The 15,108-nt window shown below is 68.6% G+C and carries 12 protein-coding genes; 6 read left to right on the top strand and 6 right to left on the bottom strand.

The features are described 5' to 3' along the window. The first annotated feature begins 2 nt into the window (after positions 1–2). Positions 3–773: an alpha/beta fold hydrolase gene (locus JQX13_RS03195; RefSeq protein WP_203407613.1), complete on the top strand. Its 771-nt coding sequence runs from the start codon at positions 3–5 to the stop codon at positions 771–773. A gap of 9 nt (positions 774–782) precedes the next feature. On the opposite strand, the gene JQX13_RS03190 is transcribed toward JQX13_RS03195, so the two are convergent. Then, entirely contained in the window at positions 783–1,736 is a 954-nt protein-coding gene (locus JQX13_RS03190; protein WP_203407612.1) for an SDR family oxidoreductase, read from the bottom strand. Between the two features lie 101 nt (positions 1,737–1,837). On the opposite strand from JQX13_RS03190, the gene JQX13_RS03185 reads away from it, so the two are divergent. Next, complete coding sequence (locus JQX13_RS03185) at positions 1,838–2,806, top strand: helix-turn-helix transcriptional regulator (RefSeq protein ID WP_203407611.1); 969 nt, start codon at positions 1,838–1,840, stop codon at positions 2,804–2,806. A 106-nt stretch (positions 2,807–2,912) separates the two neighbouring features. On the opposite strand, the gene JQX13_RS03180 is transcribed toward JQX13_RS03185, so the two are convergent. Further along, a complete protein-coding gene (locus JQX13_RS03180; protein ID WP_203407610.1) occupies positions 2,913–3,275 on the bottom strand; it encodes a GFA family protein in 363 nt (120 codons plus the stop codon). A gap of 465 nt (positions 3,276–3,740) precedes the next feature. Here JQX13_RS03180 and JQX13_RS03175 point away from each other — a divergent pair, with 465 nt between their 5' ends. Next, positions 3,741–9,023, top strand: coding sequence for a trifunctional serine/threonine-protein kinase/ATP-binding protein/sensor histidine kinase (locus JQX13_RS03175; RefSeq protein ID WP_203407609.1), 5,283 nt, complete (start codon positions 3,741–3,743; stop codon positions 9,021–9,023). Positions 9,024–9,053: 30 nt separating this feature from the next. Here the strand turns inward: JQX13_RS03175 and JQX13_RS03170 are convergent, their stop codons facing one another. Beyond that, on the bottom strand, positions 9,054–10,217 hold the full coding sequence (locus JQX13_RS03170) for a small ribosomal subunit Rsm22 family protein (protein WP_203407608.1): 1,164 nt from the start codon (positions 10,215–10,217) through the stop codon (positions 9,054–9,056). 61 nt (positions 10,218–10,278) lie between these two features. On the opposite strand from JQX13_RS03170, the gene JQX13_RS03165 reads away from it, so the two are divergent. From JQX13_RS03165 to JQX13_RS03155, 3 genes are read left to right on the top strand one after another with little or no spacing between them, the layout of a single operon-like run. Then, positions 10,279–11,274, top strand: a complete 996-nt coding sequence (locus JQX13_RS03165; RefSeq protein WP_203407607.1) for an ABC transporter ATP-binding protein — start codon at positions 10,279–10,281, stop codon at positions 11,272–11,274. Continuing rightward, on the top strand, positions 11,271–12,074 hold the full coding sequence (locus tag JQX13_RS03160) for an ABC transporter permease (protein WP_203407606.1): 804 nt from the start codon (positions 11,271–11,273) through the stop codon (positions 12,072–12,074). The genes JQX13_RS03165 and JQX13_RS03160 overlap by 4 nt, the downstream gene beginning before the upstream one ends. A gap of 4 nt (positions 12,075–12,078) precedes the next feature. Beyond that, a complete protein-coding gene (locus JQX13_RS03155; protein WP_203407605.1) occupies positions 12,079–12,873 on the top strand; it encodes an ABC transporter permease in 795 nt (264 codons plus the stop codon). Between the two features lie 14 nt (positions 12,874–12,887). Here the strand turns inward: JQX13_RS03155 and JQX13_RS03150 are convergent, their stop codons facing one another. Genes JQX13_RS03150 through JQX13_RS03140 form a run of 3 tightly spaced genes read right to left on the bottom strand, consistent with a single transcriptional unit; the run spans position 12,888 to position 15,027 of the window. Beyond that, positions 12,888–13,421 (bottom strand): hypothetical protein, encoded by a 534-nt coding sequence (locus JQX13_RS03150; protein WP_203407604.1) that lies wholly within the window; start codon positions 13,419–13,421, stop codon positions 12,888–12,890. Then, complete coding sequence (locus JQX13_RS03145; RefSeq protein WP_203407603.1) at positions 13,418–14,440, bottom strand: M28 family metallopeptidase; 1,023 nt, start codon at positions 14,438–14,440, stop codon at positions 13,418–13,420. Before JQX13_RS03145 ends, JQX13_RS03150 begins: the two co-directional genes overlap by 4 nt. Beyond that, positions 14,440–15,027 (bottom strand): hypothetical protein, encoded by a 588-nt coding sequence (locus JQX13_RS03140; protein WP_203407602.1) that lies wholly within the window; start codon positions 15,025–15,027, stop codon positions 14,440–14,442. Before JQX13_RS03140 ends, JQX13_RS03145 begins: the two co-directional genes overlap by 1 nt. Positions 15,028–15,108 lie beyond the last annotated feature (81 nt).

The following is a 15,108-nucleotide window of genomic DNA, read 5'->3' as shown; positions in this document are numbered from 1 at the left end:
TCATGCCTCACCCTCCTTCGTCCCTGTCTCACGGGTCTCCCCGGCTGGCGATGGGCCGCTCGCCGGGGACTGGCCCGCTCCTCGTCTATGTCCACGGGCTCGGGTGCTCCGGAAACCAGGATTGGCCGCCCGTCGCGCGGAGTGCGGCGCTCCAGGGGCGTGCGAGCCTCTGGGTGGACCTCCTGGGTTTTGGTCGGAGCGAGCGGCCGGCGGACTTCAGCTATGACCTGCTCGAGCAGGCGGAGCTCCTGGCGGCGCTGCTCGGCGCGGAGCCGGGGCCCCTCGTGCTGGTGGGCCACAGCATGGGCGGCACACTGGCCGTGCTGCTCGCCGAGTGCCTCCTGCGAGACGGACGCCCGCTTCACGCGCTCGTGCTCGCCGAGCCGAACCTCCGGCCCGAGGACGCCACCGGCAGTGCCCGGGCCGCCGCCACTCCAGTGGAGGTGTTCCTGCGCGACTGGGACGAGTGGATCCGCCAGATGCCCTCGGAGGGGTACCGGAAAAGCCTCCGGCAGGCGGAGCCGCTCGCGTTCCACCGGAGCGCCGTGTCGCTCGTGCACCACGGGGCGAACATGCTGGCGCGCTTCGTCGCCTTGCCGCTCGAGCGCAAGGGCTACATCCTCGGCGCGCGCAGCGACGCGGACACCCACGAGACGGCACGCCGGGTGGCGGCCTCCGGGATTCCCGTCGCCACGGTGAAGGACTCCGGGCACGGGTTCAGCGAGGACGACCCCGAGGGGTTCGCCCGCGCCATCCTTCAGCTCATCTCGTGAGGCTCCGGCTCATTCCTTGGGCCAATCGGGATACGCGATCTCCATCAGGCCATTCGACCAGGTGGCGTACGCGGCCTCGTCCGCCAGGGTGTAGGACCGCCCGAAGGTCTTCCGGAAGTATTCGCCCCAATCCGGCTGCCGTCCGTCCACGTCCTTGACGCCGTACTCCTTCGCGAGCTGCCAGGAACTGAAGACGCGTCCGGCCTTCTTCGCGACGTTCGGGTCGGCCGCCAGCGCCGCGACGGCCCGGCCCACATAGAACGGTGTCTCCGACGCGATGAAGTGGGGGTCCTTGGCCGTTGCGTCCCGCCAGTTCGCCTCCGTGACGCCAAAGCCTTCCAGCATGGCCTCGGAGCGGAGGAAGCCCGGCGTCACGGCGAGTGAGGTGATGGGATGGCGCCGGAGCTCCCAGGCCATGCTGAACGCCAGGCGGATGACCGAGAGCTTGACCAGGTCATAGAAGAGATTGCCGCGATAGCCGAAGGAGTCTCCATCGGTGATCTCGACGATCAACCCACGGTCCCGCTCGAGCATGAGGGGCACCGCGTAGCGGCTCGTGAGGATGTGCGAGTAGATGCCTCGGTCGAGCATGAGCCGACCCTTCTCGGGTGAGAGCTTCCAGAAGGGCTGGCTGAACTCCGTGAGCTCATCTCCGCCCCAGACGTCGTTCACGAGCACGTCGAGCCTTCCCTGCTCACGCTTCAGGCGCTTGAGCAGCTCCGCGACCTCGGACTCGACGGTATGGTCGACCCGCACCGCGATGCCGCGGCCACCTCGTGCGCTCACGAGCTCCGCCGTCTCCTCGATCGTCTCCGGGCGGGTGCCGGTGGCGGGACGTCCCCGCACGCTGCGCCCGGTGCAGTACACCGTGGCGCCCGCTTCTCCGAGCATCATCGCGATCCCTCGCCCGGCCCCACGCGTGGCGCCGGCGACGAGGGCAATACGTCCTTCCAGTGGCTTCATGGCCCTTCCTCCTCCAATCGTTCGAGCACCGTCGTAGCTGACGATTCCTGACACCCTCTGTCATGATTGTGCGCCTACGCTCCGTGCGGAGGTCATGACACATGCGTGCGGATCGACTCGTCAGCCTGCTCATGCTCCTGCAGACCCGTCAGCGATGGACGGCGGGCGAGCTCGCGCGGCGCCTGGAGGTTTCGGAGCGCACCATCTACCGGGACCTGGATGCGCTCTCGGCTTCCGGTGCTCCCGTGTTCGCGACACGTGGTCCAAATGGCGGAGTGGCGCTCGTGGAGGGGTGGCGCACGCAGCTCACCGGGCTCACGCGGGGGGAAGTCCACGCGCTCGCCGCGGTCGGCGCACCCCTGGCGCTCGAGGATCTTGGCTTGTCCGCTCCCTTGCGCAGCGGGCTCGTGAAGCTCGCGGCCGCACTCCCGGCCGTGCAGCAATCCCTCATCGAGTACGCACGCCAGCGGCTCCACGTGGACCCGTCCTCCTGGTTCTCGGAGCGCGAGCCGGTCCCTCACCTCGCCGTGTTGCGAGATGCCGCCTGGCAGGATCGCCGCGTCCGGCTCTCGTATCGGGACTTCGACGGACACCGTACCCGGCGTGTCGTGGAGCCGTACGGACTCGTCATCAAGGCCGATCGCTGGTACCTCGTCGCGGGCTCCGAGAAGGGTCCGGCTGTCTTTCGAGGGTCACGCGTCGAAGGGGTGCGTCTCCTCCCCACGACGTTCGAGCGGCCCGCGCGCTTCGACCTGGAGTCATTCTGGAAGGAGTGGTGCAAGCGTTTCGCCGAGCGCCGCGCCCGGTACGAGGTCACGCTCCGGGTCACGGCGGAAGGGGAGGACGTGCTCCGGCACGTGAGGCCTCCAGCCGACCATGCGCGACTCGCCGAGAGCCGCCGTGCGCGCGATGGGACGAAGACGGTCACCCTCGACTTCGAGCGGGAATCCATCGCGCTCTCCCAGCTCTGCGTGCTCGGTCGTGCCGTCGAAGTGCTCGCACCCGAACCACTCCGCGCCCGGCTGCGCGCGATCTCCGCCGAGCTCCGAACGCTCTACGGCCCGGCGTGAGTCCAGAATCTCAGGGCCTTCACCGAGGGGCTCTTCCTGCCGCCCTGCGCCTGAGCTCCGGAGCTCCGGAGCTCCACGAGCCTCCGGAGTCACCACCCTCCTGGGGCTACTTGCTCCTGCCGTCGAAGGGGGTCCGCTTGAGGGAGGCGAGGTCCACGCCGTCCAGGCATCGGACGTTGATGGCATACATCTTCTGTCCATCCGGTGTCTGGCCCGTGCCGAACGACTCGACTCCGCAGTCCGGGCAGAAGAGGTGGTGAACGACCTTCTTGTTGAACTGATAGTCTTTCAGAGCGGCCTCATTCCCCGCCACGAAGGTGAGTTGTTCGGGGGGGACGAAGGTCAACAGCAGCCCGCGCTTCGTGCAGATCGAGCAGTTGCAGTCGATCACCATGCTCAAATCCGTCGTCACTTCGAAGCGCACCTTCCCGCAGTGACAGCCACCCGTGTACTTCTTCTGCTCCGCCATGTTCCTGCTCCTGGGACCTCTTATCGGGTCCTCCCAAGGGGACGAGAGCAGGTACCACCGCCGCGCACCGGGGGCGAGCGCGGGCGTACGGACAAAATAATCGGGGAGGAACCGCCCCCCAGCGGCCCCTCCCCGACATGATTCCCCAGGTCCTACCCCCGACTGCTCCCCACCCGGCTGCCCGAGCCCCTACGACCCCCCGACCCGCCGCTCCCCCACCGTCCTGCACCATCACCTTCTCGAGGGCTCATAAAGCATCCTGCGTGCCAGCACGGCGCCGGGGAGACGTGAATGATTCCAGGAGGTTATCCCGTCGAGGCGGATTGCTCGGGCTGGAGGCGTGTAGGACTTACGGCAAGGGCTCGACGGGGCAGGCGAGCGTGGAAGAGCGCTCGATGTACTCGTTGCAGGCGTTCTTCAAGTCGTGTCCACTTTTCGACTTTCGACTCCGAGACCATGCACAACATGATGGACATCCCGGGCCATACGCTGCGCGGTTCGCTGCGCGCGACGGGCGCCAACCTTCTCTTCCTCGCGGTCTGTGGCGCGGACAACCGGGCTGTCATCGTCAAGACGCCCAAGCTCACCGTGCCCGGCCCGCGCGAGTGGGAGCGGTACCGCCGGGAGCACGGCATCCTGCAGCGGCTCCAGGACGTGGCAGGTGTGCCTCGCGCCCATGCCTGTGAGCTCGTCCACGATCGCCCCCTCCTCGTCCTGGAAGAGGTCGAGGGCGAGCCGCTGTCGAAGCTCGTCGGTCAGCGGCTCGACGTCACCCGCTTCCTCTCGCTGGCCATCTCCCTGGCCTCGACCCTTGGGGAGATCCACCGGCGCGGCGTCATCCACAAGGATCTCAAGCCCTCCAACATCATCCTCACGCCCACGGGGGAGGGGCGGATCATCGACTTCGGCTCCGCCTCCCTGCACCGGGTGGAGCACGTGGACTCGGTGGCCACCCCCTTCATCGAGGGGACGCTCGCCTACATGTCCCCCGAGCAGACGGGGCGGATGAACCGGGCGGTGGATTACCGCACGGACCTGTATTCGCTGGGGGTGACGTTCTACGAGCTTCTGACGGGCCGCCTGCCCTTTCACGCGAAGGATGCGCTCGGGTGGTTCCACGCGCACATGGCCTTCCGTCCGAGGCCCCCGCACGAGCTCGTCGCGTCCCTTCCGCCCCCCTTGTCCGCCATCGTGATGAAGCTCCTGGCCAAGGTCGCCGAGGAGCGCTACCAGGGCGCCGATGGGCTGAAGGCGGACCTCGAGCGGTGCCGGGACGGTCTGCTCCGGGGAGAGCCCGAGGCATTCCCGCCAGGCGAGCACGACTTCCCCAGTCGTTTCCAGATGCCGCAGCGGCTCTATGGACGGGAGGCTCCCGTGGCCACCCTTTTCGAGAGCTTCGCGCGGACCGCGAGGGGAGGGCGGCCGGAGCTCGTCCTGGTCCGCGGCTACTCCGGCATCGGGAAGTCGGCCGTCGTCCACGAGCTGCACCGGCCAGTGGTGGAGCGGCGCGGGTTCTTCCTGCGCGGCAAGTTCGACCAGTTCCAGCGGGACATTCCCTACGCCACGCTGGCTCAAGCCATCCGTGGGCTGGTGCAGCAGTTGCTCGCGGGCACCGACGAGGAGCTCGCGACGTGGCGCGAGCGGCTGCACGAGGCGTGGGGGGACAAGGGGCAGGTGCTCGTGGACCTGGTTCCCCAGTTGGAGCTCGTCGTGGGCAGACAGCCCGCCGTCCAGGAGCTGCCGCCCGCCGAGGCGCAGAACCGCTTCAACCAGGTCTTCCAGAAGTTCCTCGGCGCCTTCTCCACCTGCGAGCACCCGCTCGTCGTGTTCCTCGACGACCTGCAGTGGGCGGACCTGGCCAGTCTGCGGCTCATCCAGCAGCTGCTCTGCGGCGAGGAGCTGCCGCCCGTGCTGTGGGTGGGGGCCTATCGCGACAACGAGGTCAGCCCGTCACACCCGCTGATGCTGACGTTGGACGAGGTGCGCAAGGCGGGCGCGCCGGTCACCGACATCCGGCTCGAGCCGCTGAGCCTCGCGCAGCTCCAGCAACTGGTGACCGAGGCGCTCCCGGGGGCGGGGGAGGACATCGTCGTGCCGCTTTCGGCCCTGGTGCTCGAGAAGACCGGGGGCAATCCGTTCTTCCTCATCCAGCTGATGCTGACGCTGAACCAGGACGGGCTGTTGACGCGCACGCCGGATGGGCGGTGGCGATGGGATGCCGATGGCGTCCGGGAGAAGGGCTACTCCGACAATGTCGTCGACTTCATGGTGGGCAGGTTGCGCCTGCTCCCGGATGGAGCCCAGCACCTGCTGCGCCTCTCGGCGTGTGTGGGCAATACCTTCCCGCTCCAGATGCTGGCCATCATCTCCGGCATGGAGCCACACGAGGTGGAGCGGAACCTCGAGCCGGCAATCCAGGAGGGCATGTTGGCGCGCGGGGGGCCGGAGCAGTTCCGGTTCCTCCATGATCGCATCCAGCAGGCGGCGCAGGCCCTCATTCCCGAGGAGGATCGCAAGGCCGTGCACCTGCGCATCGGCCGGCTGCTGCTGGAGAGCCTGTCCCCGGAGGAGGTGCGCGAGAAGCTCTTCGACATCGTGGGGCAGCTCAACGCCGGGGCGGAGTTGATCGTCACGCCCGAGGAGCGCCTGCGCGTGGCGCGGCTGAATGCCGAGGCGGGTTGTAAGGCCAAGCGCTCGACCGCGCACCGCTCGGCCATCGCGTACTTCTCGACGGCCTTCGACCTCATTCCGGGAAACCCCTGGACGACGGACCACGCATTCGCCTTCAAGCTGCGCCTGGACCAGGCGACCAGCGAGTTCATGAGCGGCAAAGCCGCCGCTGCGCGCGCCCTGGTCGAGGTCCTCCTCTCCCAGGTACGGACTCCCACGGACACCGCCGCCGTCTATCGCCTGAGGAGCGATCTCCACCTGGCCGCCGGGGAGATCCAGGCCTCCGTCTCCTGTCTGCTGGAGTGTCTGGGGCTGATGGGCATGCACATGCCGCCGCATCCGTCCTGGGAGGAGGTGGTGGCCGCCAACGACGAGGTCTGGGCCCTCCTGGGTGAGCGCTCCATCGCGAGCCTCGTCGAGCTGCCGCTCGTGACGGACCCGGACATGAAGGCGGTGCTCAGTGTCCTGGGCGCTCTCTTCACGCCGGCGTACTTCACCGACTACAACCTGCTCATCCTCCACCTCGCCCGGCTGGTGTCCCTGAGCCTGCGGCATGGTAACAGTGAAGCGGCCGTGAACGGGTACGCTTGGTACGGCGCGGTGGTGGGACCGGCCTTCAAGAAGTACCGGGAGGGCTATGCCTTCGCCGAGCTCGCCTGCGAGCTCGTGGAGCGTCACGACTTCTCCGCGTTCCGGGGCATGGCGCTCTACAGCATGGAGATCGTCAACTACTGGACCCGGCCCATCTCCCGCTCCATGGAGCTCATCCGTGGCGCCTTCCATCACGCGCTGCAGGCCGGGGATTTCCAGGTCGCCTGCTATTGCTGCAACCACATCGTCACGAACAGCATCTCCCTGGGTTACAACCTGGAGGATGCCTATGCGGAATCGGTCGCCCGCTTCGACTTCGCCTACAGGGCTGGCTACCAGGATGTGCATGAGGTCATCCGTGCGTCGCAGAGCTACATCCAGTTCCTGCGTGGGCGCACGCGCTCGTTCCATACGCTGAGCGGAGAGGGTTTCGAGGAGGAGGAGTTCGAGGCCGGGCTGACTCCCGAGCGCATGAGCACCCTGAGGTGCTGGTATTGGATCATCAAGATGCAGGCGCGCTTCATGTGCGGCGCGTACGAGGAGGCGCGTCAGGCGGGAGAGAAGGCCGCCGCGCTCGTCTGGTCCTCCACCAGCCACATCCAACTGCTGGACTTCCACCTCTACCTGGCGCTGACCCTGGCCGCGTGTGTCCCGGGGGCGTCGCCGGAGGAGCGGGAGCGGTGGCTCGGGGAGCTCCAGCGGCACCAGCAGCAGCTCGCGGAGTGGGCGGGCTATTGCCAGGAGAACTTCCTCGCGCCCGAGCGGATGGTATCCGCGGAGCTGGCCCGGGTGACGGGCCGGAGCGAGGACGCGGCGCGCGCCTATGAGGACGCGGTCCAATCGGCCCGGGAGCATGGCTTCATCCAGAACGTCGGGCTCGCGAGCGAGCTCGCGGCGAACTTCTGGCGCGAGCGGCGTTTCCCGACCATCGCCGATGCCTATGCGCGCTCGGCCCGGGAGGCGTACCTGCGCTGGGGCGCCCTGGGCAAGGTGCGGCACCTGGAAGCCCGGTGGCCGAACCTCGTGCTCGCGGAGGACGCGCCGGAAGGCGATACGAGCTCGTCGACGCGGATCGACGCCCTCTCCCTGGTGAAGGCCCAGCAGGCCATCTCCGGGGAGATCGTGCTGGAGCGGTTGGTGACCACCCTCATGCAGGTGGCCATCGAGAACGCGGGAGCCCAGCGCGGGGCCCTGCTGCTCGCCCGGGGTGACAAGCTTCCCGTGGCGGCCATCTCCGGCGCCTCACCGGGAGAGCCCCTCCTCCTGCCGGAAGAGGACGCGCCCCAGGCGCTGCCGTGGACGCTCATCGCCTACGTCAAGCGCACGCGGGAGCACGTGCTCATCGGTGATGCCTCGCGGCCCCATCCCTTCTCGGCCGACGAATACCTCGCGCGAGGCCGGGCGCGGTCGGTGCTCTGCCTCCCGCTGCTGCGCAAGGAGCACTTCTACGGCGTGCTGTACCTGGAGAACGAGCTGGCGACCGAGGCCTTCACTCCGGAGCGCCTCTCGCTGCTCGGACACCTCGCCTCGCAGGCCGTCATCTCCATCGAGAACGCGCGCCTGTACGCCGAGGTCCAGCACGCCGAGTCGGCCCTGCGCCGCGCCAACGACGAGCTCGAGGCCCGGGTGGAGGCGCGCACCCGGGAGCTCAAGGAGGCCCAGGCCCGGTTGGTGGACACCGCGCGCGAGGTGGGCATGTCCGAGATCGCCTCCAACGTGCTGCACAACGTGGGCAATGTCCTCACCAGCGCCGTCGTCAACCTCGAGGTGATGCGCGGGACCATGGCCACCTCGCGTCTGGTCCGGCTGAAGCAGCTCTCCGCGCTGCTCGAGGAGCACCGGGGAGGCCTGGCGGACTTCTTCACGAAGGATCCGCGCGGGCTCCAGCTGCCGGACTATTTCGCCGCCCTCACCGAGGAGCTCCTCCGCGAGCAGACGAGCCTGCGGGGGGGCCTGGCGGAGATGGGCTGGCATGTCGAGCACATCCGCTCCATCGTCCAGGTGCAGCAGAATTACGCGAAGACCGCGCTCCTCATCGACGAATGCGAGCTGTCCCAGCTCGCCGAGGACGCGCTGCGCATCCAGAGGGCGGCGCTCGAGCGCCACGGTGTCACCGTCACCCGCGAGCTCTCGTCCTCCTGCAAGGTGCGGGTGGACAGGCACAAGGTGCTGCAGATCCTCATCAACCTCATCAGCAACGCCAAGTACGCCCTGGATGGGGTGCCCGTGGAACAGCGGCACATGCTCGTGCGGCTCACCCTCGGGGAGAAGGTGGCTCGCATCCAGGTGGTGGACAGCGGCATGGGCTTCTCGCCGGAGCTCCGCGAGCGGCTCTTCACGCACGGCTTCACCACGCGCAGGGATGGCCACGGCTTCGGCCTGCACTCGAGCGCGCTGGCCGCGAAGCTGCTGGGAGGCGGGCTCCTGCTGGAGAGCGACGGGGCGGGGAAGGGGGCCACGGCCACGCTGGAGCTCCCGCTCGCGTAGGTCCGTGCCACCCGCCCCTCCCACGCGGGCTCAGGTCCCCTTGGGCTCCGGGGGGATGCCCTTGCCCGCGTAGGCCACCACCCGCACCTCCGAGGTGTCATCCAGGGCGAGTCCGTCTCCCTTCGCCTCCGTGTTCGTCACCGAGATGACGTCTCCCCGGTTCAGCTTGAGGAAGCGCTCGTTCTTCTCCGTGCGGTGCTTCTCCTGCATCGCCAGGCCCATGCGGCCCTCGGGTCCGCAGCCGATGTAGCGCTGCCGCCCCTTGCCCTCGAGCGACTCGGAGACGATGCGGAACAGCCGATCCGTCCGCGGCTCCGGCCAGCCCTCGCCCTTGGGCGCCAGCACCAGGTAGCTCATCTTCAGCGATTCCTTGTGCAGCCCCGCCGCCCGGGCGATCTCCTCCACCACCCGTGGCATCGGCCACTCGCGCTCCGCATGGCACCAGTCGCTCTCCTTCACCAGCGCGGGGCAGGCCCCCCGGTACATGCACGGCGCGCGGATGGCGTAGCCCTTCTCCACCATCACGTCGCGGACCTTCAGCAGCAGCCGGGACGTCTCGCGCAGCGCGGGCTCCAGCACGAGCAGGCTCCCCCCCGGCTTCACCTGCGCCAGCACCTGCTCCAGCAGCGCCGCGCGCGGCTTCACCGCCTCGTCCCCCGCGCCGTACAGCTCGTTGAGGACATGGCCCATGGTGATGAGGTCGTACTTGCCCTCCGGCGGGGCCGCCTTGCGCGTGGGGTCCCACTCCCGGGTGGCGAGTGCCTCGCCCGCCTCCGCGGCGAGCGCCCGGGCGAGCGTCAACGCCGGCTTGCTCCGGTCCGCCGCCGTCACCTCCGAGGCTCCCGCGTCCAGCGCGGCGAAGGCCACCGGGGCCGGTCCGCTCCCGAGGTCGAGCGCGGTGCGGGGCCGGTTGGGCAGCTCCCCGAGCGCCTCGCGCGCCTGGGCGTAGGAGACGGGCCAGTAGAAGAGCAGGTAGGCACCCAGCAGCCTGGGGTCATCCATGTACCGGGCTCCGGCGAGCTTCCGGTCACGCGTGAGCCCGAGGGAGAGCTGCTTCACCCCCGCGCCCACCTCCTTCACTTCCTGGGGCGTCAGGCGCGTCTCGGGACCGTCCCCCTTCTTCCGGGCCTCCCGCCATACGGCGATGAGCCGCGGTATCCACCGCTCCAGGTCCTTGCCGTATGCGCCACTCATCCAACCCTGCCTTCCAACGAAGGGTCGCCTCTTCCAGGCAACCGCGTTAAACCCTGTCCCAATGATTTCCGTCCGAGACCTGCGCAAGCACTACCAGGTCCACAAACGCCCGCCCGGCCTCATGGCCGCCCTCCGCTCCGTCTTCCACCGTACCTACACCACCGTGAAGGCCGTGGATGGCATCTCTTTCGAGATAAAGCCCGGCGAGCGCGTGGGCTTCCTCGGCCCCAACGGGGCGGGGAAGACGACGACCCTCAAGGTGCTCTCGGGGCTGCTCCACCCGTCGAGCGGCGAGGTGCTGGTGGATGGTCATGTTCCCCGCCACCGCGAGGACCTGTTCCTCAAGAAGATCATGCTGGTGATGGGGCAGAAGCAACAGCTCATCTGGGACCTGCCACCGGCCGAGACGTTCGAGCTCAACCGCGCCATCTACGACGTCCCGCGTGCCCAGTACAAGCAGACGCTGGACGAGCTGGTGGGGCTGCTGGACCTGGGGGAGCTCATCTCCAAGCCGACGCGGCAGCTGTCGCTGGGCGAGCGGATGAAGTGCGAGCTGGCGGCGGCGCTCATCCACCGCCCCAAGGTGCTCTTCCTGGACGAGCCCACCATCGGGTTGGACGTGTCCATGCAGGCCACGATGCGGAGCTTCATCAAGTCCTATAACGAGCGGTACGGGGCCACGCTCATCCTCACCAGCCACTACATGGACGACGTGGCGGCGCTGTGTCCGCGGGTCATCGTCATCGACAAGGGGATGCTGTCGTACGACGGAGGCCTGGACGCGCTGGTGCAGCGGGTGCGGCCGGAGAAGCGGGTGGTGCTGCGCATGAACCAGGTGGTGGACGCGGCCACGCTGACGGCGCTGGGCAAGGTGGTGACGCATGACAACGTCACGGCGGTGCTGCAGGTGCCGCAGGAGGCCGTCAACACCACCGTGAGCCGGGCGCTCTCCAGCCTGCCGGTGCAGGACCTGACGGTGGAGAACGCGCCCCTGGAGGAGGTCATGAGCGAGCTGTTCGCCGAGAGCAAGGCGCGGCGCGGGGTGGTGGGCTCATGAGCGTGCGGAGCACCCTGCGTGCCTTCCCCACGTTGCTCCGGGTGGGCATCTCCGAGGCGGTGGCCTACCGGGCGGAGATGTTCGTCTGGGTGCTGTCCACCACCATGCCGTTCATCTCCATGGCGCTGTGGACGGCCGTGGCGCGCTACTCGCCCGTGGGCCGCTATGGCTCCGGGGACTTCGTGCGCTACTTCCTGGCCGCCTTCGTGGTGCGGCAGATGACGGGCGCCTGGGCGGCCTGGCAGATCAACTTCGAGGTGCGCCAGGGCACGCTGGCCATGCGGCTGCTGCGTCCCGTGTCGCCGCTGTGGTGCTACGCGGCGGAGAACCTGGGCTCCTTCCCCATGCGCTTGTTCCTGGTGGTGCCGGTGACGCTCTTCTCCGTGTACCAGGTGGGCGCCGGTTCCGTGCCCCAGACGGCGTGGGGCTGGGTCTTCTTCTTCGTGTCGCTCGCGGGGGGATGGCTCATCACCTTCCTGGCCAACGTGGCCATCGGCACCATGAGCCTTTACATGGAGAGCAGCACCAAGCTGATGGACGTGTGGGTCGCGCTCTTCTTCGTGTTCTCCGGCTACCTGTATCCGGTGGATCTCTTCCCTTCCGCGCTGCGCTGGCTGCTGGAGTGGCTGCCCTTCCGCTATCAGATTGGCCTGCCGGTGGAGTTGATGACGAACGCGCACGGTTTCGGCGAGGCGCTCGGACTGCTGGCGCGTCAGTGGCTGTGGGTGGGGTTGATGCTGCTGGTGGCGGTCGGACTCTGGAAGCGGGGCCTCAAGCGCTTCGCGGCCTTTGGAGGGTAGGGAGATGCTGCACCGCTACCTGCGCCTGCTCGGTGTCCGGCTCCGGGCCTCCAGCCTGCTCGCGATGCAGTACCGCGGGGATTTCCTCATCGACGGCCTCATCTCCATCTTCTGGACGGCCACCACGCTGGTTCCCCTGTTCGTCGTCTTCCAGGCCCAGCAGCAGAACATCGAGGGGTGGACCTTCGGCGAGTCGCTGCTGGTCATCGGCTGGTTCACGCTGCTGCAGGGCATCCTCGAGGGAGCCATCAACCCCAGCCTCACCGGCGTGGTGGAGCACATCCGCAAGGGGACGCTGGACTTCGTGCTGCTCAAGCCCGCGGACGCGCAGTTCCTGGTGTCCACCGAGCGCTTCCTGCCGTGGCGCGCCATCAACGTGGTGGCGGCGCTGAGCATCTTCGTCTACGGCTTCCACCTGCTGGGGCGGACCCCGTCACCCGTGGGCGTGCTGGTCTCCCTGGTGCTGCTGGGCACCAGCGTGCTGCTGCTCTACTCGCTGTGGATCCTCACGGTGGCCGCCGCCTTCTACGTGGTGAAGGTGGACAACCTGACGTACTTCTTCACGTCCATCTTCGATGCGGCGCGCTGGCCGGCCCCGGTGTTCCGCGGGGTGCTGTCCTTCGTCTTCACCTTCGTGATTCCGTTGGCGGTGATGACCACCTTCCCGGCGCAGGCGATGCTGGGGCGGCTGCCGTGGACGTCATTGCTGTGGGCGGTGGTGGGCTCCATCCTCTTCGCGTTCATCTCCCGCCGGGTGTGGTTGCGCGCCATCAGCCGCTACACCTCCGCGAGCAGCTGAGGCGCGCCCCTGCTTCAGAAGGCCAGTCCCATCTCCATCAATCCGACCTGGAGCGAGGGGCCCGCGGTGGCGAAGTCCGTCCCATAGCCCACGCCCAGCTCCAGCACCGACACGCAGCTGCCTCCCTCCATGCAGAAGCGCAGCGGCGCGAGCGTCACCCCGAGCGCTCCGGCCGGTCCTCGGGGTGACCGGGGGATGGTCTCGGTGCGTGTCGTCAGGGCATCCCCCATCAGCAGGGACACCGTGGCGAGCGCCGCGGGCGACCACGTGCCCCCACGTTGCACGCCCGCCCCCAGGCGCACCTCACCCACGTGCCCGAGCAGCGTGAGATAGCTCGCGTCCGCCTGGAGGATGAACCGGTCCTTCAGCACGTCGCGTACGCCCACGCCCACACCCAGGCCGCCCATGGCCCGAGAGGGCGCGAGCACGGCCGAGACGCCGCCGCGGAGATAGACCGAGAGCTGGTGGGCGCCCGGTTCCCGTGCGCTGGCGAGGGAGGGGAGGAGGCACAGGGCGCCGAGCAGCAGCCCCAACACAGGCGCCTTCATTGGACACCTCCCGCCCAGTAGGCGAGCGATACGGCCGACAACCGCACCACCTCTGCGACGAACTCGAAGTCGACGGTGTCCGGTGTATCCGTGGGCTGGTGGTAGTGGGGGCTGCGCAGGTCGGCCGTGTCTCCCAGGAAGATGGCGGGCTTGCCTGCCAGCCAGAAGGGGGCGTGATCGCTGCGCATGAGGTCTCCGGTCGCCGGTCCGTTTCCATTGCCCGGCGCGCCGAGCGTCATCACCCGGGTGAGTCCCAGGCGCTGGTTGAGCGCCCACAGCTCATCGGCCTGCTGGGAGGAGTCCGCGTTGGTGGTGGCGAGGATGAAGTCCGCCGCCGAGGGGAAGGAGAGCGGTGGCACCGACTGCTGCGAGCCGGGCGTGGTGTCCCGGTAGCCGATGCTGTCGAGGATGAGGGCCACCACCACCTTCTCGCCCTTCACCTGCTCGTTCACGTACCGGGTGCTCCCCACCAGTCCGAATTCCTCCAGGTCGAAGCCCACGAAGCGCACGGTCCGCTCGAAGGAGTGGGCCGACAGGACGCGCGCCAGCTCCAGCACCGCGGCCACTCCGGTGGAGTTGTCATCGGCCCCCGCGTAGAAGGCGTCGTAGTGCGCGCCCACCAGCACCACCTCGTCCGGGAAGCGTGTGCCCCGCTTCTCCGCGACCACATTGGCGACGTCGAGCTCGCCATCCCGCGACACCTGGTCGTTCACGGTGTAGCCCAGCTCCTGGAGCTCGCGGTGCATGTACTCACGCGCCTTCTCCCGCGTGTGGTGACAGAAGGGGTTGTCCTCGGTGGCGTCGGGGATGCCGAGGCGCGTGCAGTCCAGCGGCGTGTCGCTCCGGTGCGCGGCCACCACCTCCTCCACCGTGTTCCTCAGCCGCACCTCATCCACGGCAGCGGAGAGCTCCGGCAGGCCAGGCATTCGTGCCTCGTCGAGCGGGAGGGGTTCGGTGGCGCAGCCCGCTGACAGGGCCATGGCCATCCACAGCGGGGTGAGCCGTCTCATGGTGCGCATCAAAAAGTTCCTCCCAGGTGCAACAGGCCGAGCTGGACGCGGACGGCCGAGCCGAAGTCCTCCAAGGGGGTCGCCGCCTGTAGCTCCGCGGCGCTGACGGTGAATCGCCCGAGCTGGAAGCGCAGTGGCGCGAGCGCGAGGCCGGCATAGGTGAGTCCCAGGCGCTCCTGCACCACTCCGCGAACGCCTCGGGGGTAGGCGGGGCTCTCGCTGTAGCGACTCAGGTGGGTGAAGCCGCTCACTCCCACTTCCGGGCCCATCGCGGGCACCCAGGGTCCCACCCGCGCCACCAGCTCCACACGCCCGTAGCCCTCCAGTGGCAGCTCGGCGCTACCCGGCGGGCCCACGCGGACTCCCGCCGTCAGCCGCACGCTCCGCGGCCTCGCTCCCATGCCCAGCGTGTAGTGCCAGGCGACATCCAGGGTGAGCTGCGTCTCCGTGGAGCCCAACGAGGCAAGGGTGAGAAACGAGGTGGCGCCTACGCTGACTTCGTGGCGCGCGGGGGAGGTTGGGCCGGAGGTCTCCGCGCGTGCTCCTCCTCCCACCAACATCAGGGTCGCGGCGAGCACGTGGCTCGCTCGCTTCATGGCATTCGTGTCGGGATGTCTCATGGCGTCGGGCCGTACGGTACCCGCTCCATTGTGAGCTCCCTGCAACGTTTTCGTGCG

Origin of the sequence: Archangium violaceum (genome assembly GCF_016859125.1) — a bacterium.
Taxonomy (GTDB): domain Bacteria; phylum Myxococcota; class Myxococcia; order Myxococcales; family Myxococcaceae; genus Archangium; species Archangium violaceum_A.
The sequence above is the reverse complement of the archived record's forward strand: the minus strand, read 5'-3'. Positions and strand labels throughout refer to the sequence as shown.